The sequence below is a fragment of the Halalkalibacter kiskunsagensis genome, assembly GCF_037027555.1.
GTDB lineage: Bacteria > Bacillota > Bacilli > Bacillales > Bacillaceae_D > Halalkalibacter > Halalkalibacter kiskunsagensis.
Window position 1 is genome coordinate 1 of record NZ_JAXBLX010000060.1, and the last position, 20,249, is coordinate 20,249.

The 20,249-nt window shown below is 39.1% G+C and carries 20 protein-coding genes, 1 tRNA gene, 1 rRNA gene and 1 riboswitch; of the genes, 20 read left to right on the forward strand and 2 right to left on the reverse strand.

Annotation, left to right across the window (positions count from 1 at the left end; translation table 11 throughout):
* Positions 1-232 precede the first annotated feature (232 nt).
* Positions 233-955, forward strand: a complete 723-nt coding sequence (rpiA, locus tag SLH51_RS22040; RefSeq protein ID WP_335963707.1) for a ribose-5-phosphate isomerase RpiA — start codon at positions 233-235, stop codon at positions 953-955.
* Positions 956-1,029: 74 nt separating this feature from the next.
* On the opposite strand, the gene SLH51_RS22045 is transcribed toward rpiA, so the two are convergent.
* The gene (locus SLH51_RS22045) at positions 1,030-1,632 is read right to left on the reverse strand and encodes a DedA family protein (RefSeq protein ID WP_335963708.1); all 603 of its coding nucleotides are present in this window, start codon (positions 1,630-1,632) and stop codon (positions 1,030-1,032) included.
* A 157-nt stretch (positions 1,633-1,789) separates the two neighbouring features.
* Positions 1,790-3,151: a magnesium transporter gene (gene mgtE, locus SLH51_RS22050; RefSeq protein ID WP_335963709.1), complete on the reverse strand. Its 1,362-nt coding sequence runs from the start codon at positions 3,149-3,151 to the stop codon at positions 1,790-1,792.
* 242 nt (positions 3,152-3,393) lie between these two features.
* A riboswitch (M-box (ykoK) riboswitch) is annotated at positions 3,394-3,559 on the reverse strand.
* Positions 3,560-3,788: 229 nt separating this feature from the next.
* Between mgtE and SLH51_RS22055 the strand changes: the two genes are divergently transcribed.
* The 19 genes from SLH51_RS22055 to SLH51_RS22145 all read left to right on the forward strand — a co-directional run bounded on the left by SLH51_RS22055 (position 3,789) and on the right by SLH51_RS22145 (position 20,190).
* On the forward strand, positions 3,789-4,205 hold the full coding sequence (locus SLH51_RS22055; protein WP_335963710.1) for a fluoride efflux transporter FluC: 417 nt from the start codon (positions 3,789-3,791) through the stop codon (positions 4,203-4,205).
* Entirely contained in the window at positions 4,202-4,585 is a 384-nt protein-coding gene (locus SLH51_RS22060; protein ID WP_335963712.1) for a fluoride efflux transporter FluC, read from the forward strand. The genes SLH51_RS22055 and SLH51_RS22060 overlap by 4 nt, the downstream gene beginning before the upstream one ends.
* A 16-nt stretch (positions 4,586-4,601) precedes the next feature.
* Positions 4,602-5,741, forward strand: coding sequence for a trans-sulfuration enzyme family protein (locus SLH51_RS22065; protein ID WP_335963713.1), 1,140 nt, complete (start codon positions 4,602-4,604; stop codon positions 5,739-5,741).
* 136 nt (positions 5,742-5,877) lie between these two features.
* Positions 5,878-5,993: ribosomal RNA gene (gene rrf, locus SLH51_RS22070) — 5S ribosomal RNA — on the forward strand.
* A 233-nt stretch (positions 5,994-6,226) separates the two neighbouring features.
* Positions 6,227-6,300, forward strand: a tRNA-Met gene (locus tag SLH51_RS22075).
* 244 nt (positions 6,301-6,544) lie between these two features.
* The gene (gene thiL, locus SLH51_RS22080; protein WP_335963714.1) at positions 6,545-7,537 is read left to right on the forward strand and encodes a thiamine-phosphate kinase; all 993 of its coding nucleotides are present in this window, start codon (positions 6,545-6,547) and stop codon (positions 7,535-7,537) included.
* A 5-nt stretch (positions 7,538-7,542) separates the two neighbouring features.
* Positions 7,543-7,998 (forward strand): tRNA (adenosine(37)-N6)-threonylcarbamoyltransferase complex ATPase subunit type 1 TsaE, encoded by a 456-nt coding sequence (gene tsaE / locus SLH51_RS22085; protein WP_335963715.1) that lies wholly within the window; start codon positions 7,543-7,545, stop codon positions 7,996-7,998.
* On the forward strand, positions 7,995-8,711 hold the full coding sequence (gene tsaB, locus SLH51_RS22090; RefSeq protein WP_335963716.1) for a tRNA (adenosine(37)-N6)-threonylcarbamoyltransferase complex dimerization subunit type 1 TsaB: 717 nt from the start codon (positions 7,995-7,997) through the stop codon (positions 8,709-8,711). The genes tsaE and tsaB overlap by 4 nt, the downstream gene beginning before the upstream one ends.
* On the forward strand, positions 8,704-9,165 hold the full coding sequence (rimI, locus tag SLH51_RS22095) for a ribosomal protein S18-alanine N-acetyltransferase (RefSeq protein ID WP_335963717.1): 462 nt from the start codon (positions 8,704-8,706) through the stop codon (positions 9,163-9,165). Before tsaB ends, rimI begins: the two co-directional genes overlap by 8 nt.
* A complete protein-coding gene (gene tsaD, locus SLH51_RS22100; RefSeq protein ID WP_335963718.1) occupies positions 9,158-10,174 on the forward strand; it encodes a tRNA (adenosine(37)-N6)-threonylcarbamoyltransferase complex transferase subunit TsaD in 1,017 nt (338 codons plus the stop codon). Before rimI ends, tsaD begins: the two co-directional genes overlap by 8 nt.
* 310 nt (positions 10,175-10,484) lie before the next feature.
* Positions 10,485-12,653 carry a hypothetical protein gene (locus tag SLH51_RS22105; RefSeq protein WP_335963719.1) on the forward strand — a complete coding sequence of 723 codons (2,169 nt, stop codon included), beginning with the start codon at positions 10,485-10,487 and terminating at the stop codon, positions 12,651-12,653.
* Positions 12,607-13,005: a hypothetical protein gene (locus tag SLH51_RS22110; protein WP_335963720.1), complete on the forward strand. Its 399-nt coding sequence runs from the start codon at positions 12,607-12,609 to the stop codon at positions 13,003-13,005. The genes SLH51_RS22105 and SLH51_RS22110 overlap by 47 nt, the downstream gene beginning before the upstream one ends.
* Before the next feature lie 219 nt (positions 13,006-13,224).
* Positions 13,225-14,064 carry a metallophosphoesterase family protein gene (locus SLH51_RS22115; protein WP_335963721.1) on the forward strand — a complete coding sequence of 280 codons (840 nt, stop codon included), beginning with the start codon at positions 13,225-13,227 and terminating at the stop codon, positions 14,062-14,064.
* Positions 14,065-14,144: 80 nt separating this feature from the next.
* The gene (locus tag SLH51_RS22120; protein WP_335963722.1) at positions 14,145-14,759 is read left to right on the forward strand and encodes a glycerol-3-phosphate responsive antiterminator; all 615 of its coding nucleotides are present in this window, start codon (positions 14,145-14,147) and stop codon (positions 14,757-14,759) included.
* Between the two features lie 420 nt (positions 14,760-15,179).
* Positions 15,180-16,493 carry an ABC transporter substrate-binding protein gene (locus SLH51_RS22125; RefSeq protein WP_335963723.1) on the forward strand — a complete coding sequence of 438 codons (1,314 nt, stop codon included), beginning with the start codon at positions 15,180-15,182 and terminating at the stop codon, positions 16,491-16,493.
* A gap of 141 nt (positions 16,494-16,634) precedes the next feature.
* Positions 16,635-17,711, forward strand: a complete 1,077-nt coding sequence (locus SLH51_RS22130; protein WP_335963724.1) for an ABC transporter ATP-binding protein — start codon at positions 16,635-16,637, stop codon at positions 17,709-17,711.
* Between the two features lie 3 nt (positions 17,712-17,714).
* Positions 17,715-18,584: a carbohydrate ABC transporter permease gene (locus SLH51_RS22135; RefSeq protein WP_335963725.1), complete on the forward strand. Its 870-nt coding sequence runs from the start codon at positions 17,715-17,717 to the stop codon at positions 18,582-18,584.
* Positions 18,585-18,595: 11 nt separating this feature from the next.
* Positions 18,596-19,420 carry a carbohydrate ABC transporter permease gene (locus SLH51_RS22140; RefSeq protein ID WP_335963726.1) on the forward strand — a complete coding sequence of 275 codons (825 nt, stop codon included), beginning with the start codon at positions 18,596-18,598 and terminating at the stop codon, positions 19,418-19,420.
* A gap of 29 nt (positions 19,421-19,449) precedes the next feature.
* Complete coding sequence (locus tag SLH51_RS22145) at positions 19,450-20,190, forward strand: glycerophosphodiester phosphodiesterase (protein ID WP_335963727.1); 741 nt, start codon at positions 19,450-19,452, stop codon at positions 20,188-20,190.
* Positions 20,191-20,249 lie beyond the last annotated feature (59 nt).

Sequence of the window (20,249 nt, forward strand, 5' to 3'; positions counted from 1 at the left end):
GCCAGGACGTTGCCAGGCAGATAAAAGACAATCCAATTGGATTGTCTTTTTTGTGCGCATAAACAGACTGTTCAAGGTGCAATTGAATTAGCAAGACAAATTGCCAACTATCAAGCTCGTATATAAACAGACTAACATCAGCTATTCAAGAGTCGTTTTGCATACTTCTTTTCAGCGTATGGAAAATAGAATATATCAAGTTCCAATGATAGAATAAAATAGAGTAATGAATATGAATAATAAGGTAACGAACACTAGAAAAGGAAGAAGGTTCATAATGGAAGAAGCAGATTTGAAAAAAAAGCTAGCAGGGGAAAAAGCTGTTGAGTATATTAAGGATGGGATGACATTAGGACTTGGTTCTGGATCGACGGTTTATTGGACGCTCAAAAAACTAGGTGAGCTAGTGAAGAAGGGATTGGATATAAAAGGAGTACCATCCTCTCTTCGCACAGAAGGGTGGGCGCAGAGTTTCGGAGTCCCTTTAACCGATTTCCAGAAGGTGAGACAGTTAGACTTGGCAATCGATGGGGCAGATGAAGTTGATCCTCACTTTAATCTAATAAAAGGTGGGGGCGGGTCTTTAGTTAGAGAAAAAATTGTGAATGCTGCATCTAATAAGGTGATTATTGTTGTCGATGAGAGTAAAATCGTTACCAGGCTAGGGAAGTTTGCGCTTCCTATTGAGGTTGTCCCTTTTGGCTGGGAAGTTACGGCGTCATACATTTCGGAACTTGGCTGTAAGCCAATTCTTAGGAAAAGAGAAAATCAAGTGTTTGTATCAAACAACGGTAACTATATCCTCGACTGCTTATTTGACAAAATAGAGATTGCGAGTGAGCTACATTTAAGAATAAAGGAAGTGGTAGGAGTAGTAGAAACCGGTTTGTTTATTGGAATGACTGACATGGTTATTGTTGGAATGAGCTCGGGTGTTCAAACAATAAATAAATAACTCGTTCTCCTAAGGAAGAAACTATTTACGAAAGAAACAAATACCCAATGGGCCAATTGCTCCCATTGGGTTTATTAATTAGTTTTTTTTGTTTTAAATTTAAAAAAGTAAATAATAACGATAATCGTAAGAACAGCTGAGAATGCGAAGTAAATCATTAATTTATACGTCTCAAATGATTGTTTCACATGATACCATTTTATTCCTAGCTCATAGCCTGATAATACAAATAAGGTAACCCAAAAAAGGGCGCCAATGTATGAGTAGAGCATAAATGTTCGAAGGTTCATACGAGAAATACCAGCTAAATAGCCTGTTAAATGCCTAACACCAGGGATAAAATAGCCTAGTAATAAAAACCAAGCACCATGCTTCGAAAAAAGCTGTTGTGCTTTTTCAATTTTTGGCTTTGTTATATAAATTTTATCACCGTATTTTAATAGAAAGGGAAGGCCTAATTTTGCACCTAGGATGTAACTAATCGTTATCCCGATAACAGAACCTAGGTAAGAGCTAATTAATGCGGTAAATAAATTGACTCTACCAAGATAGGAATAATAGCCAATTGTTAAGAGCAGCACCTCATCAGGGATAGGAAGTCCAACAATCCCACCAACAAGTGCAATAAATATACCAAAATAACCATACTCAAAGATTAAATGTTTTACGATTTCCATAATATCTTCCTGTTCTTATAGAGGCTATATCTTATTATAGCTAATATTCGTTCAGGAAACGAGGTGATAAATGATGGAATAATAAAAGAGTACCGAAACAAGACCAATCACTTTGTAAAAAAAGTAAAAGTTCTTGTCTACGGTACGAATGAGTTACTTAAAGAAACTCTAGTAAACTAGTTGCGATTGTAAAGTAGATTAATAACCCGAGAATATCATTGACGGTTGTGATAAACGGTCCAGATGCAAATGCTGGGTCTATTTTTAATTTATTAATAATAAGTGGCACTGTAGCTCCGATAACGGTTGCTACACTTAGTGAACAAAAAATAGATATGCCGACAATGACAGCTAGCATAAAGCTACCATAAAAAATAGGAATAATAATGAGTAGGGCAAGTGCACAAATGATTCCAATCATCATTCCAGTGCTAAATTCCCGCAAGAGTGTCCGAGCTAACCCTTTTTTCTCAAGTGTACCAAGTGCTAATCCGCGAACAACAACGGCAAGGGATTGGGTACCTGCATTTCCAGCTGATCCCATTAGAAGTGGAATGAACGCAGCTAATAACACAATTTGACTAAGTGTTTCTTCAAATTGATCGATAACCCCCGCAGTAATTAGACCAAAAAACATGAGCAGAACAATCCAGGGGGCCCGCTTTTTAGCCGCAGTAAATGCTGAAACGTTGACATCTGTTGCCCCCCTAGAAGCAGTAAATTCGCCTAAATCCTCTGTTGCTTCATCTTCAATAACATCGATGACATCATCAACTGTAACAATACCAAGTAAGACTCCGTTAGGACTGACAACAGGAGCTGCTAGAAAGTCATACTTTTTAATAAGTTTGGCGACATCTTCTTGATTAGCCGAAGACCCTACTGATACTACGCGTGTGCTCATAAGGTTTTCTACTAGTTCATTTGATTGAGCGGTAATTAAATCTCGTAATGAAACAACCCCGACGAGTTGTTCGTGTTCATCAACTACATAAAGGTAGTAGATCGTTTCAGCATTCGGTGCTTCCATGCGTAATTGTTCAATCACTTCTTGAGCCGTATTTGTTGAGGAAAGAGAGATAAACTCTTTCGTCATAATCGATCCAGCTGTTTTGGGAGGATAAGCCATTAATTCTTTTACATCATCTGCATCATCTGTATTCATTGCCGTTAAAATTGCTTGAGCTTCAACTTGGTCGAGTTCTGCTAAAAAAGTAGCAGCATCATCTGCATAGAGGTGATTGATCATTTCCGCTGCATATCTTTCATCAAGTTCAATAATTAACTCTTTTTGTTCTGATAGTTCAAGCGCTTGAAAAATATCAGCCATTGTCTCAGCGGTAATGATCGCATAAAGTTTTTGACGATCTTCACTTTCTAACATAATATAAAAATCGGCTTGATCGGTCGGATGAAGCTGTAAGAAGTCTTCACGAAATTGATCAAGTTCTTCTTTTGTTAAAAGTTGAAGTAAATGGTTACAGTACTCTTCTCTCGTATCTTTGTTAAGTTTCACCATGTTATGACCTCCTTCTACGCGTTAGTCACCACAGGCATCAGGTGCATGTGGAAGTTAAATAAATGTTTGTTTAAATGTGTCCTATTGGGTTCAGGCTCAGAACTCATATCCGTACATGCACCTCCTTAACAAAGTTGATATAAAGCGGTTAGGTAGCCGCCTACTTTAAAAATAAAAGGACACCTCATCGAATGTGAGGTGTCCTTTTAAAACACAAATAATCCTTCTGACCTGCTTAGAAGTTCGTCCTCCATTCGTAGAGCTTTAGCACTGTGCGGCATAGGCAAAAAGCCAGCTACATTAAGAACTACCTTATGTCGATAGTTCCTGTTGACCCATTGGCGTCTTTGGACATTTTTGGGCAGCAGCGTATCTCCTGCACAGGAGCCTCACCTAACGAGGTATTCACTTTTTTTCACATCCTCTACCCTATAACATATGCAAGACTCTGTCAATCGTTCTTAAGAGATTACTAGGCAAGTAAGAAGAGGTGGTAAACTACAAGAAAAATATAGAAATCGAACATCTAGATAGCAGCAAAAAATAGTGATCAAATACTAGAATGGAAGTAGTTCACCTTGCGACCTTTTCTTTAGTAGGATAAAATCAAACTATTCACACGAATGAAGGAGCTCTAATGTTGAAAGTGGAATTGGGGAAAAATATAGTTGCGATTGCTATTGGTGCAGCAATCGGGACAAGCCTTCGCTATTACTTAAATTTATATACGTTAGCAACAGGTTATCCAATAGGAACATTGATCGAAAATCTTAGTGGAAGTTTACTGCTTGGTTTTTTAACTGGATGGTTTACTTTTAAAATCCCGCGTAATTGGGTTAAAGCAGGTCTTGGCGTTGGACTTTGTGGCGGGTTTACGACGATGTCTACGCTTGCTAGTGATAGTATATTTTTATTTCTTGAGCATTCGTGGTGGCTAAGTGCCGTGTACTTAGCTGCATCTGTTTTTGGCGGAGTAATATGTGCATTATTTGGTTACTTGATTGGTCAAAAACTAGGAAAACGCAAAGTATTGCAGAGGGAGAAGATAGGATGAATTTTCTACTCGTTAGTTTAGGCGGAGCAACTGGTGCGATTTTTCGTTACTTGTTAGGTTTGGCTGTAATGAAGCGATTTTCTTCTCCACCTTTTCCGTTTGCCATGCTTGTTGTGAACATCCTAGGTTCGTTAGGATTAGGGGTGTTTTATGGTGTTTATTACGGTGCAATCCCGCTTGGATCCTATGGAGAACCTGCTTTTCTTTTTGTTGGGATCGGTTATTTTGGGGCCTTTACAACGTTTTCGACGTTTAGTACTGAATCGGTTCAACTCGTACAAAAGAAAGCGTGGAAACCACTTTTCTGTTACATAAGCTTATCTATTATTGGTTCAGTGATGATGTTTGTTCTTGGATTTGCAACGATGAAAGAATTATAGGTAGGGGATGAATGAAATGAAAGAAACAAATTTCAATACGAAGACGGTTCATTTTCAAACGAAAGAACCTGCAAGAAATGCAAGTAAGGCGAAACCAATTTATCAAACGTCTGCATTTGTTTTCTCGGATTTAGATGATATGGAAAGTTTTTTTGAAGGAGATAAAGAATATCTCTACTCTAGATACAGCAACCCGAATACTGATGATCTTGGCAAAGGTGTCGCACTACTAGAGGAAACGGATGATGGAGTAGCAACTTCGTCTGGAATGTCTGCAATTTTAGCTGGAGTTCTTGCGGTGGCGGGACCTGGTGACCATATTATTGCTTCAGATGATTTGTACGGAGGAACGTATCAATTATTTGCAGTAGAGATTCCTAATTTTGGGATTGATGTCAGCTTTGTTTCATTTCAAGATATAGCTGTTGTTAAAGAGGCTTTTACAGATAAAACGGTTTTACTTTACACAGAGTCTGTTACCAATCCACTTCTTCGTGTTGAGAAATTAGAAGAAGTATTCGCGCTTGCAAAAGAAAAAGGCGTTAAGGCAATGATTGATAACACGTTTGCAACTCCTTATTTGTTGCAACCAGCAACCCTTGGGGCTGACCTTGTTGTCCACAGTGCAACGAAATATATCGGTGGTCATAGTGATGTAACGGCGGGTGTTCTAGTTGGAGAACAATCATTAATTGATATTGCCAAAAGCAAAGTCATCACATTAGGATGTAACTTAAGTCCATTTGAGGCATGGCTTGCATGCCGTGGACTTAAAACGCTAAGCGTACGCATGGAAAGGCAAAGCCATAACGCGAAAAGGCTTGCTGATGCACTTAAAGCCCACGCAGGTGTTGAACGAGTGTTCTATCCGGAGTTTGTATCAGAAAAAGGAAATGGAGCGATGGTCAGTGTGGACTTAGCTGGTCATATTAATGTCGAGCAGTTTTTCCGCTCACTCGGGTGGGTGAAAATTGCCCCAACATTAGCAGGTGTTGAAACGACAGTGTCGTATCCACTGCGCACATCTCACCGTACGGTTCCAGATCAACTGAGAAAAGAGCTTGGAATAGGAACACAATTGGTTCGTATCTCTGTTGGAATTGAAGACGAAAACGATATTATCGAAGCATTTACTCAAGCGATTGAAAAAGCGTAATCAGCAAAGGAAGGAGCTCGTAGTGGCTATTTTTACACTATGGGCTCTTTTTTTATTATTTTTTTTGAAAAATATATAAATACTTGCATTCTCTACACCAGCATGGTATTATAGATCTTGTGTCAGAGAAACAAAGTCTGGTGGCGATAGCAAAGAGGTCACACCCGTTCCCATGCCGAACACGGTCGTTAAGCTCTTTTGCGCCGATGGTAGTTGGGGGCTTCCCCCTGTGAGAGTAGGACGTTGCCAGGCTTTAATTCTTTGTATAAACTAAGTTGATGTTGGTTAGACTATATTTTGTAGAGGGATTGACTACTTCTACAAATTAGCATCACCAAAACTATATAACGACGTGGGGGTGGAGCAACGAGCATTTCATCGTCGAAATCACTACGAGTAACATTGACGCATAGACGTCATTGAAAGACTAGAAGAGGAAAATGTCCTCTTCATTGAAATAACATCATCTATTTGTTTTATAACGACGCGGGGTGGAGCAGTCTGGTAGCTCGTCGGGCTCATAACCCGAAGGTCGGCGGTTCAAATCCGTCCCCCGCAATACCAAAGAAAAAGCCGAAACATATGTTTCGGCTTTTTCTTTTAATTTCAGATGATGAACTGCCTCTCTTCTAGTAATGAAAATTTTTTAAAAAAACCGGAAAATCACTAATAAATTGACGAGGCCCTATTTATATTAGGCTTTTTTATGAAAATCGGATAAACTAGAATAGACATACCTTAGGAGTAAAAGAGTCCTAAGGTTTTTTTGTAGAAGAGATGAGATTGTTGGGGGATCGGTTACAATGGAAGATGAGTTTGCGTTTATTTCTAACATAACTCCTAAACGCTCGTATCAGAAAACACTTGTACGAGGGATAGGCGACGATGCGGCGGTTTACTCAGGAACACAGAACATGGACGAGGTTGTTTGTGTCGATACGATGGTAGAAGGAGTACACTTTCGGCGTGATACGCTTTCGCCTTTTCAAATAGGTAAAAAAGGGTTAGCTATTAATATAAGTGATTTAGCGGCTATGGGGGCTGTTCCTACCTATTACCTTGTTTCAATCGCTGTTCCAGCTGCTTGGACAGAAGGTGAGCTTACAGATCTATATAAAGGGATGGATGAGTTGGCTAAAAAGTATCAGATGGATTTGATTGGCGGAGATACAGTATCAACAAAAGATGCACTTGTGTTAACCGTCACAGCCATTGGTATTGTTGAAAAAGGAAGGGCGAGGTTCCGAGACCAAGCGAGAGCTGGAGATCGGTTATTTGTTACTGGTTATGTTGGTTCATCCGCAGCGGGGTTAGACCTCTTGTTTGAAAAAAGCTTAGATGGAGTATTTACAGAACAGGAACAAAGTCTTGTGAAAGCTCATCAAGAACCAAAGCCGCACATTGAAGAAGGTCGACTATTGGCGACTTCGTCAAAACGAATTGCATTAAATGATGTGAGTGATGGAGTGGCAAGTGAAGCGCATGAACTCGCAGAATCAAGTGGCGTACGTATAGTCATTGAAGCAGGGGCCCTGCCAATTCATGAGGCGATGGAGAAGTATTCAAGGCAAAGGCAAATAGATTTGGCTCTTTTTGGAGGGGAAGATTTTGTCTTGATTGGGACGGCTCAAGAAGAGGATGTTAAACAATTACAAGTTATTTTTCATAAAAAAGGATTACGGTTTCAAGTCATTGGGTTTGTTGAAGAAGGCGAACCAAGTGTATGGTTAAAAGAAGAAGGTCAATTGAAAAAGATAGAGAAGCATGGATACAATCATTTTCAAAAGCGTGGGTGAAAGACATGGAAAAATGGACAAAGATAACCCAATCGCCTGATGAGACACAGAAGCTAGCGGAAAAGCTAGGCACGCTCGTGCAACCAGGTGATGTGATAACATTAGAAGGTGACTTAGGAGCTGGCAAGACCAGTTTTACAAAAGGGTTAGCAAAAGGACTCGGTGTGAAGCGAGTTGTTAATAGCCCAACCTTTACAATTATAAAAGAATACAAGGGACGGTTACCACTTTATCATATGGATGTGTACCGTATGGAAGATGAAATGGAAGATTTAGGGTTGGAAGAATATTTCTACGGAGAGGGAGTTTCGGTGATTGAGTGGCCGAGTATGATCAAGTCACAGCTCCCTGAGGATCGTCTAATCATTTCACTATTCCATTTAGGAGAGACAAGCCGAAAAATAATGATCGCTTCAAAGGGAAACCGCTCTTTAGAGTTAAGTAAGGAGTTGCAATCATGAGTAAGACTTTAGCCATTGATACGTCTTCTTTTGTAATGGGAATTGCAGTGACAGAAGGAGAGAAGACACTTGGAGAAATTACAACAAATATAAAAAAGAATCATTCGATTCGTATAATGCCAGCAATTGATAATTTAATGAAAGAAGTTGGAGTTAAGCCAAAGGAACTAGACCGGATTGTCGTCGCAAATGGACCGGGATCATACACGGGTGTGCGCATTGGGGTCACGACAGCAAAGACACTTGCATGGTCACTATCTATTCCCGTTATTGGTGTTTCTAGTTTGGCTGTTATTGCTCAAACTGGGCGCTTCTTTCAAGGAATTGTATCACCGATTATGGATGCAAGACGTGGGCAAGTGTATACAGGGCAATATCAGGCCCAAGGGACGCTCGTTAAAGAAGTTGCGAGTGACCGTTTAATCATGCTGGAGGATTGGCTTTTTCATTTAAAAGCCTTCAATAAACCTGTGTTATTTATTGGACAAGATGTTGAGCTACATCGCTCGATGATTTTGGACATGCTACAAGAGCAGGCGCATATTGCTAAAGGTTCGATGATGTTACCTAGGCCGGCTGAACTAGCGAATTTAGGACAAATAATGGCAAACGAAAACAGTACACATACATTTGTGCCGAATTACTTGCAGTTAGCAGAAGCGGAAGCTAATTGGCAAAAAGCACAGCGAGAAAAGGGTATGGCCAATGATTGAACAAGGAAAAGAAACGATACGATTTATGACGCTAGAGGACATAGAAGCGGTTATGGATGTAGAACGCGATGCCTTTTCAACACCATGGGACCCAGCTATTTTTATCAATGAGCTTACATCGAACCAGTTTGCGCAATATCTTGTATATGAGGTAGAGGATAACATTATTGGCTACTGTGGTTTGTGGGTAGTGATGGATGAAGCTCAAATTACTAATGTTGCGATTCATTCAAAATATCGAGGACAAGGTCATGGAGAACGCTTGCTACGTTATGTGATGGCGTTTTTAGTGCAAATGGGAGTGTTGAAACTCTCATTAGAAGTACGCGTTTCCAATGTAATTGCACAAAAATTATATCGAAAAATGGGCTTCGTTGAAGGTGGAATACGGAAAAATTATTATGCAGACAATTTAGAAGATGCTTTAGTAATGTGGGTGAATATAGATGAATGAACATAAATTAATTTTAGCAATTGAAACAAGCTGTGATGAGACATCAGCTGCAGTCATTGAAAACGGAACGACGATTGTAAGCAATATCGTATCTTCTCAAATTGAAAGTCATAAACGATTTGGGGGAGTTGTACCAGAAGTCGCTTCGCGTCATCATGTTGAGCAGATTACAGTTATTATTGAACAAGCGATGGAAGAAGCAAAAGTTACGTTTGCGGACTTAAGTGCGGTTGCTGTTACTGAAGGTCCTGGTCTAGTAGGTGCCCTACTCATAGGGGTCAATGCAGCAAAAGCGATTGCCTTTGCCCACGACATTCCTCTTATTGGGGTTCATCATATTGCTGGACATATATATGCTAATCAACTCGTGTCTCCGCTCTCTTTTCCATTGATAGCGCTAGTTGTATCTGGTGGGCATACGGAATTAGTTTATATGAAGGAAGACGGCGATTTTAAGATTATTGGTGAAACTAGGGATGATGCAGTAGGGGAGGCTTATGACAAAGTAGCGCGTACACTTGGTTTGCCGTATCCTGGAGGACCGCATATTGACCGCCTTGCACAAGAAGGACAAGAATCAATTAAATTTCCACGGTCGTGGCTAGAAGCAGATTCTTACGACTTTAGTTTTAGTGGATTAAAATCAGCGGTCATTAACAAGCTACATAATTTGAAACAACGTGATGAGGAAGTAAAAATAGAAGATGTTGCTACAAGTTTTCAAGCAAGTGTAATTGATGTTCTTGTTGGGAAAACAAAGCGAGCAGTTGAGCAATATGAGGTGAAGCAATTGCTTTTAGCTGGTGGCGTAGCGGCAAACAAAGGCTTACGAAAAGCATTAGAAGAGGAGTTCGGACCTTCAAGTGTCGACCTTCTAATTCCGCCATTATCGTTATGTACAGATAATGCAGCTATGATTGGTGCTGCGGCTAGTGTTAAATTACGAAATAATAAGTTTGCGGCTTTTGATTTAAATGGAAATCCTGGACTTGACTTGGAACAACAGTAAATATGTTTAAAACCACTTATTGGAGCGAATGCTATCATTAGGTGGTTTTTCTTGTCGGAAAACGTCAAAAATAGTTGTTAACAACATTTATCCACAATGTTGTTAACAATGTGGGTAAATAGAAAAAAACTAGAAAAGACGCGACTGTATTTTGTTATTAACTTATATGTGGATAAGTTGGTGGATAATGTGAATAAATACAAAAAACCTTTGAGAACAAGGGTTTCCCCTGTTAGTAACTATGTGGATAGTGTGGATATGTCAGAAAATTAGCTTAAAAAGGTTGAGGGCGATGTGGAGAAAGATTGTTTTGTTCGTTGTAATTTGCTTGTTGTTCCCGTTACATGTGGATAGTTATGCACTAGAAAAGGATGAAATGGAAGAAGTACTAGTCATATTAGTACCTGGCATGTCTTTTATGGAAGCTGAGTGGCTTATCAACAATGATAAAAACACGACGCTTTGGCAAGAAGCAGCTATTGGGGCAATGAATGTTCGTCCAGATGGTCCCTACTCATATTTAAATAATATGGTGACGATGGCTGCCGGTGCAAAGGCTGTCGGTGTGCAGGAATGGAATAGTTATGAGGTAGGTGAAGAGGTTAAAGGAATAGAAGTAAGCGAATGGGTGCATCAATTAACTGGAACAAAAAGAATGACTGGATTAATGCATCCTAACTTCCATCGTCTAAATCAAAAAAATAATGAAGGTACGCGCGGTGGTCAGGTTGGCGAATTTGGAGAGTTGTTAAAGCAAGCAGGAGTTGATCGGAAGGTTTACGGTCATAGTAACACGATTGAGGAAGAGATTCGCTATGGATCTCTACTTGCTGTTGATAAACAGGGAGAGGTGAGTGGAGAATTACATCAAGCTGTAAAAAGTGTACCAGGTGCTCCAAAGGGGATTGAAATGGATTCGGATTACCTTATCAACAAATTATCAACAGAGGAGGAAAAGTCTAAGCAATTTGTAGTCATAGAGTGGGGGGATTTGTACCGCTTATATGATCAAAAGTATTACATAGAAGACGCGCACTTTATCGAAGAACAATCAAGGCAGTTGTTACGTCTCAGTTCATTTATCGATCGCGCTAAGCAGGAAGTTAACGAAGTGTGGCTACTTGCTCCGATGATGCACAAAAAAGCGTATGAAGACAAGCAACAACTTGCCCCCACTTTCTATTGGGGTGAAGAAAAGGGAGGCTATTTGACCTCCAGTACGACAAGGCAGGATTATGTCATAAGCAGTATCGATGTTATCCCAACATTGCTTTCTGCATATAATCTTCCCACGGATCAATTTGCAGGAAATTCAATCGTGAGGCAAAATGTAGGAACTGTTGATAAATCACCAGTATTAAAAAAGGTAAATGAGATTGTGTTAATATACAAAAGCCGTGCGAGTGTTCTGTCGATTTATATTTCCTGTCTTGTAGTAGCCTTGCTAGGAGCGGCGATTTATGGTTTTTTTGGCATGAAAAAAAGACAAACCTGGCGTTATCTAACTAGGCTTATTTTACTTTCTGCCCTTTGGTCACCTTTTTGGTTTCTTGCCTTATCAACAATGGTGAAAACAGTTGGTGTTACAGGATTTGTCTTAGTGCTTATTGCTAGTGCATTTCTCTGTGGATATGTTGTGGAGAAGATAGGAAACAGTCCAATTTTCTGGATTGGTATGATGACATTTCTCTTAATTACTGTTGATATCCTACTTGGGTCACCGATGATGCAAAGATCCTACTTAGGGTATGACCCAATCATTGGCGCTAGGTATTATGGAATTGGAAATGAGTTTGCTGGGGTGTATTTAATCTCAGCCATTATGGTATTAAGTCCACTATTAGTAAATCAACAGAAAAAGGTTTTGATTTTGTGTACAACAATTATGTTCGCTGTTGTTGTTGTAATGCTAGGGAAAAGCACGCTCGGTACGAATGCTGGTGCTACCTTATCGGCTGGTCTTGCGTTTGCTTTTTTACTGTATCGGTCTTTTTTTACAACGTGGTCTTGGCGTTTAGTAATGGTCCTATTCAGTGTGGCAAGCGTTGGATTGTTCTTTCTCCTTTATATGCTACAATTAGCAGGAGAACAGACTCATATTGGGATGGCATTTGAACGTTTACTAAACGGAGATGTTCGTTATATTACAGATACGATTCAACGAAAACTCGCAATGAATATGAAGATTTTCCGTCATTCAAATTGGACACAATTGTTTGTGACAAGCTATCTATTAGGAGCAATCATTCTTTGGCGCAGACGTTTGCAGCTCATTGAATATGACAAGCAACTTTTTTTGCAAACCGGAGTAGTAGCATCATTTACTTTGCTTATGTTAAATGATTCAGGAGTTGTCGCTGCAGCTACGTCCATGTTTTGTGTTGTGTCAGCCCATTATTACTGGTTGTCTGTAAACAAGGAGGAGAAAGACTTTGCAGTTGGAAAAACGATTAATCCTAGCCAGGCGGTTGAGGATTAGCGTTCTTGTCGTCATAGCAATTGGATTAGCTATGGACTATTTTCCTGAATTAATAGGAGGGATGATCGGCAATTACGTCATCTTTAGTATTATTGGTATTTGCTTTGTTGCAGCAGTGATAGCAGAAATATTACTGCCGAGAAAGAAAGGGCAAAAAGCGAATGTTCCTTTATTTGAACATGATTTATTTTTTATCTTTTATGTAATTGCTGTTATTGGTTTATATACATTCTTAGGCGGACAATCACAAATTGGTTTAAGTTTAGCTCATCCGGTTCTCTGGATTTTTGTCGTATATGCCTTCATTAAATGGAATCTTGAGAGAAAACAAGAGAAGAAAGCTGAGCAGTAACGTACAGTCATTCATTGACTGTACGTTTTTCTTTGTATTCTTTTAAGAAAGTCAGCACAGGGATTAATCCGCCTGTAAACGTTATTACTGCAATGACACATTGTAAATCCATCCCTAATAGAATTAACAAATCATTAATGCTATCAAAACTAGTGCTTAATAATGTTTCAATAGAATGGGGTAGAAAGCAAAATAAGGTGAATTGAGAGGGGTATGTATATGAAACTTGTCCTAATGGGTGATTTACACTATTCAGCGATCGATGAAAGATTGGAAGGTTTGTATGAAGCAAGGTCCTCGTTTTATGAGACATTTTTAGGGAGATTTCTAGAAATTGATGCAGATGCTCATATTTCACTAGGCGACTTAACCAATTATGGTTTTTCTCTTGAATTTCAAGGAGTGTATAACATTTTAAATCGAAGCGAAAGACAGTTCTTTCATGTGTTAGGAAATCATGATTTATATGCTCAGCCAAGGAATAACGTACTTGCTCTAACGGGACAAGTTCGTTATCATTCGATTTCAACAGATGAAGCCGTTTGTGTATTTTTAGACACAGCTAAGGAAATGGATTATGAAGATTGGGGCGGCTGGATTGATGAAGAACAACTTCAATGGTTTGAGGGCATTGTAAAAGAATCTGGTTCAAAACCTCTTCTAGTATTTGCACATCATCCAGTATACAACACAACGAAACATTCAGACAGAGAAAAAGGTTCAATTCATCCTGACATAGATATGTGGAAAATCCTTGAGCAAAAAGAGGGACAAGGAATCTACTTTAATGGACATACCCATCATGATTCAATTGTAAAACAAGAGAATTGGACATTTGTTCAACTATCAGCAGCTCTAGATCAGCATTGCTTCCGAATCGTTGAGCTTACGGAAGAGGGAGTCGTTATTTCCGCTATCGATATTCTTGATCATGAAGTTGTAAATAATGCACCGATCTTACATAAACATATGAATCACTTCACGCATCAACCAAATGCACGTGGCGCTGAAAATGATCGTGAATGTCGAATCTCTCTTATTCCTGTTACGGGCAAGTAACGACAAATAACAGAGGGTCAGTTGCTTTGTCGTGAACTGGCCCTTTGTTTCATTAAACGACTTTTTAGGAGGTCATCCATATGAGTCCAGAAGCGAAGAGATTTCTAATGCGATTGCAAAAACAAAAGATGATTGCAGCAATAAAGAAACCTAAGCAAATTGAAGAGGCGATTGAAAAGAGTGAAAACCTTAGCGGGGTCTTCCTTTTAACGGGCACAATAACGGTTATTAAACAATATGTTGATCAGTTTAAAGCGATAGGACTTCCTGCTTTTGTTCATGTTGAGAAAGTGAGGGGGTTAAGTAATGATAACGAAGGCATTGATTTTATTGCAAACTATGTAAGACCAACAGGGATTGTCTCGACGAAACCTAGTCAAATCATTGCTGCAAGAAAAAGAGGATTAGTAACGATTCAACGGGTATTTTTGATTGATACCGAGATTATTGAGAATTTACAATCGATGATCGATAAAACAAACCCAACGATGATTGAAATCATGCCTGCCCGCATTCCTTCCCTTATCCCAGAAATTAAAAAGGTGACCAACGGACTGCCCATTATTACAGGAGGACTTGTCTCTTCTAGACAACATGCAGTAGAGGCATTAGATTACGGGGCAACGGCACTATCAACATCTGAATGCAAATTGTGGAAAGAGGATTTGCGGGAAAGGGCGCCTCTATACGTGTAAGGAGACTCATTACACGTATAGAAGGAATTGTAACAAGGTGAAAATCAACCTTGTACAGCTAAGGGGAGTTGCAATGGCTCCACACGGCGTACGCCTTTTGAGAAGAGCGCTCAAAAGGCTAAAAACACAACGCCGGTTCCGCTCATTGCTGAAGGAATTGTAACAAGGTAAAAATCAACCTTGTTACAATTCCTTCACATTAGTTTTATGCTAGGTTCATATGTCCTTAATATTTTTTGGTTATGATGAAAGTGAAAAGTAAATAGCAATTTGGTTCAAGTTTAGAGAGACCTCAATGGATAGAAAAGGATTTCCTTTTCTATTGGTTGGGGTCTTTATTTTTGGAGGTGGAATTTTTCATTGGTCTAGAAATGTAAAGTGTGAAAAATAAATATTTCAGGTAAAAAAGGAGAAAACAAAATGAAAAAAGCAATGGTTTGGATTGTGTCACTAATTGTTTTAATTGTTATGGTCGGTTGTAATCAATCTAGCAACCAAACTTCTTCTGAAACGCAAACAGGAAGTTCGAGTCAGACAACGGCAGATAGTGTTGAAAAGGTTGAAATTACATACTGGTATGCATGGGGAGATAAAATCCAGGAAAATAATGAAAATCTAGTCAAAATGTTTAACGAATCACAGGATCGAATTCATGTTACAGCTGAATATCAAGGTTCGTATGAAGACTTACATGCCAAAACGCAAGCGGGATTTGCGGCTGGAAACGCGCCAGAAGTGACACAAAATGAAATTGCTTCTGTGGGAATTTTTGCAAATTCAGGTATGACTGAAAACTTAACTCCTTTTGTGGAAAAAGACGGGTTGGATATTGAAGATTTTATTCCAGGATTAATGGGGAATTCTTATGTAAATGATCAGCTCTATGCTCTTCCTTATTTACGTAGTACACCTATTCTTTATTTGAATAAGACGTTACTAGAGGAAGTAGGTCTTGATCCCGTTGGTCCAAAAAACTGGGACGAGTTTAAGGAATACGCAAGTGCACTGACAACAGATGGTGAACGAGTTGGGATGACAATGCCGGTAAATATTTGGTTTTATGAAGCATTTGTTGCTCAAAGCGGCGGGCAAATGCTGTCTGATGATGGTACTGAAGCCGAATTTAATTCTCCAGCTGGAGTTGAACCTGTTGAGTTTTGGAAAGAGCTTGCAAGTGAAGGCATCATTAAAATACCAACGGGTGATGAGGCGGGTGATACAGCAAAACAAGACTTTGCTAATGGACGCTCTGGGATGATCTTTAGTTCAACAGCAGATTTATCGTACTGGTTAGCAATGGCAGAGGAGCAAGGCTTTGAACTTACAACTTCGTTTATGCCTGCAAATTCAACGTATGGTGTACCAACAGGTGGTGCGAATCTTGTTATGACTTCAGGTCTTGAGTCCCAAAAACAAGAAGCTGCTTGGGAGTTTATAAAATGGATGACGTCGACAGAACAAACAGTCTATGCAAGTACTTATACAGGGTATTTGCCAAGTCGTATGTCCGCTGTCAATAGTGATGACATGCAATCATTCTATGAAGAATACCCACAGTTTAAAGTGGCAGTTGACCAGTTAGAGTATGCAAGACCACGTCCGATGGAAGATGCTTATCCTGAAATTGCAAAAATTATTAATGATGAAATTACACGAGCGATCATTCATGATGACGTGGCACCGCAGGACGCGTTAGATGTAGCTGCAGAAAAGGCAAATAGTTTATTGAAGTAGGCAACAGTGAGAAGGGGCTACGTTTGGTTCCTTCTCTCCTTATGAAGGAATTCACAACTAATTCATACATGTAAACAAACGTTTATTTAATAAGATTCGACATCTAATAACGAAATTTCTTATGAAATGAGGTACTTACTTATGGCTCAAATTGTTTTGCAGAATGTGACAAAAACATTTAAAGATGAAGAAGTTGTTAAAAATTTAAATGTCACAATAAAAGATGGGTCATTTACTGTTTTAGTTGGTCCTTCTGGTTGTGGAAAATCGACCACACTGCGCATGATTGCAGGACTTGAAACACAAACAAGTGGAGATATATGGATAGGGGATCAACGCGTCAATGACCTTCCTCCAGGAAAACGAAACATCGCAATGGTCTTTCAAAATTATGCATTGTATCCAACGATGACAGTAAAAGAAAATATTGAATTTGGGCTAGTAAACAAAAAAGTACTAAAAGAAGAAAGGAAAAAGCTCGTTAGTGAAATCTCAGAAATTGTCGGTCTAACAGAGTATTTAAATAAAAAGCCGCAATATCTCTCAGGAGGACAGCGGCAACGTGTTGCACTTGCACGAGCAATGGTAAAAAAGCCGAAAGTGTTTATTCTAGATGAACCATTATCAAATCTTGATGCAAAGCTTCGTAATCAAATGAGAACAGAATTAATTCAATTACACAAACGATTAGGAACGACATTTGTCTATGTGACCCATGATCAAGTTGAGGCAATGTCAATGGGAGATGAAATTATCATTCTAAACAAAGGGGTCATTAAACAAGTTGATAGTCCGATGAACATTTATCAAGATCCAAGCAATACGTTTACAGCAGAATTTATTGGGACTCCTGCTATGAACGTCGTACATTATGAGCAAGTTTGTTCACTGTTACCTGATTTTAATATAAATGCTGGTTTCGTAGGGTTTCGACCAGAGCATACGAGTATTCATTCGACGGTTTTTGATAGTGAAAACAGTTTGGTCATTCCTGGTGAAATCATAACGAGAGAAACGTTAGGAGCAGAAGTGATTTATCAAGTGAAAACGAATGTAGGAACGTGTAATGTGAAGAGCTTTCTGACATCTGTTGAACGCTCCAATAAAGTGTATATGTCGATTCCATATGATGACCTATATTTTTTCAATAAACATGGTGAACGAATGAGAGATGTGGCAGTTGGAAAGAAGAAACCTTTAGTGCTAGAGGGGGTCTAGATCATGTCGTGGATCAAAATCCGTCCATATGCCATGATAGCCCCGTCTGTTATCATATTTTGTTTGTTTTTCATCTATCCGATCTTTTATATGATTTACCTCAGCGTATTTGATTGGAACTTTGTTAGTCCAACAAAGGATTTTGTCGGCTTTGACAACTTTAGCTCCCTAATAGGAGAACGAGAATTTATTGAAGTTATGAGAAATTCTGCTGTTTATACGTTTCTGACTGTATTTTTCACATTGCTGATTTCGTTGTTTTTGTCTTTGTGGCTTAACAAGCAAGGTGGTTTATACAGTTTCGTCCAAGGAGCGATTTTTAGTCCGCACATTATCTCACTCGTTTCCATATCCATGCTCTGGTTATGGTTAATGGACTCTGAATATGGTCTATTAAACTGGTTTTTGGGATTGGTAGGAATAGCGAAAATAGAGTGGTTAACGCATCCAGACACAGCTTTGTTTTCTTTAGTTCTAGTGGCGGTGTGGAAAGGAATTGGATTTAATACACTTGTTTTCATTGCAGGTTTGCAAAGCATCCCAAAGGATATGTATGAAGCAGCGCAATTAGATGAAGCCAGTCCATTTCGCATTCTTTATAAAATTACATTGCCGATGCTATCGCCAACGCTCTTCTTCTTAGCGGTCATCAGTATGATTGGATCGTTTCAGGTGTTTGATACAATCGCCATTATGACTCAAGGTGGACCGATCAATTCAACAAATACATTTGTTTATTACATCTATGAAAATGGGTTCCGTTTTTTCAAAATTGGCTATGCATCAGCTGCAGGTGTTGTTCTATTACTCGTGATTAGTTTGTTAACGATCGTTTATTTTAGGCTGTTAGCGAGCCGAGTTCATTACCGTTAAAGGAGAGAAATATGAAGAGACATGCCAGTTTAAAAGTAGTAAATGGAATTGGACTTGTAATTCTCGTTTGCATTTTTGCGATGCCTTTTGTATGGATGATTTCAACATCGTTTAAATCATTAGGAGAAACGATTATTTTTCCTCCTAAATGGATACCAGAACAATTGAACTGGGACAACTTCAGTAAAGCGTGGAATTCAGGTCCATTTCTAACGTATTTCATAAACAGTTCAATCGTATCGATCGGGATTCTCCTTTTGCAAATGTGTACGATTATTCCGGCAGCTTATGCCTTTGCTCGTTATAAATTTAAAGGTGATTCATTCTTTTTTGGTCTTACAATGATCACGTTAATGATTCCAGCTCAGCTTATCTTTTTACCGGTTTATTTGCAGATGAGTGCATGGGGGTTGCTTGATACATTATGGGCATTAATCCTTCCGTTTTCATCCAGTGCGTTTGGAATCTTTTTATTGCGTCAGTCATTCAAACAAGTGCCAGAGGAGTTACTTGAAGCAGCTCGGCTTGATGATGCGAGTGAATGGAAAATCATTCTGAAAATCATGATTCCAATAGCGAAGCCAGTCCTTATCACGTTTGCCCTATTTAGTTTTATTACGCACTGGAATGACTATTTTTGGCCTTTGGTCATGACGACTTCAGATGCAGCAAGAACCCTTCCAATTGGGATTACGAAAATTCGCCAAGTCGAAGGGGGAGTCGCTTGGAATATCTTAATGGCTGGTAATATGATTCTTGTCATTCCGATTTTAATTGCATTCTTTTTTGCTCAACGTCAGATCATTCGAGCGTTTGTCTACACAGGGGTTAAATAAGCAACATATGATAAAGGAGAGAAGCCAATATGAAATGTATTGCCCATCGAGGTTGGTCATCAAAAGCACCGGAAAACACACTAGCGGCGTTTCGATTAGCTTTGCAAGAACCACCCATGTACGCAGTCGAACTAGACGTTCATTTATCAAAGGATGGCATTCCCGTTGTCATCCATGACCATACTTTAGAACGGACAACAAATGGATCTGGACTTGTAAAGGATTGTACGTTTTGGGAGCTACGTAGCTTAGATGCTGGAAGTTGGTTTAGTTCTTCTTTCTCCGAAGAGAAGATTCCTGCATTAGAAGAAGTATTTGAGTTATTTAAACCTACCACTTGTAGAATTGTCATTGAATTAAAACAAACAGGTGAGTTTTATTCAGGTCTTGAGAAAGCAGTTGTTGATTTGATTAAGAAATATGACATGCACTCTCAAGTATTGGTCGCATCCTTTGATCATGAAAGTGTAGTGAATGTAAAAAAGCTCGATTCAAACATAGAAACAGGTTTGATCATTTTGGGACGCCCGACATTGGTATTGGAACAGTTAGTACATACAGGAGCAAGTAGTATTTCAATGCACTATGCTTTTATTACAGAGGAATTAGTGCAGTCACTTATTGAAAAAGGCATACGAGTCGGAGCATGGACGGTTGATGATGCCAAAGTAATTGAGAAACTTGGCCAGTTTTCTAAACATATGCAAATAACAACAAATGATCCAGAACAATTTCTTAAAGTAGCACTTCCTACTATAACAAAAGGATAAGGGTCTGTTTCTTTTTCAGGGTTGTTCAAAAAGGGGGTGTGAACCTTTTTGGACAACCT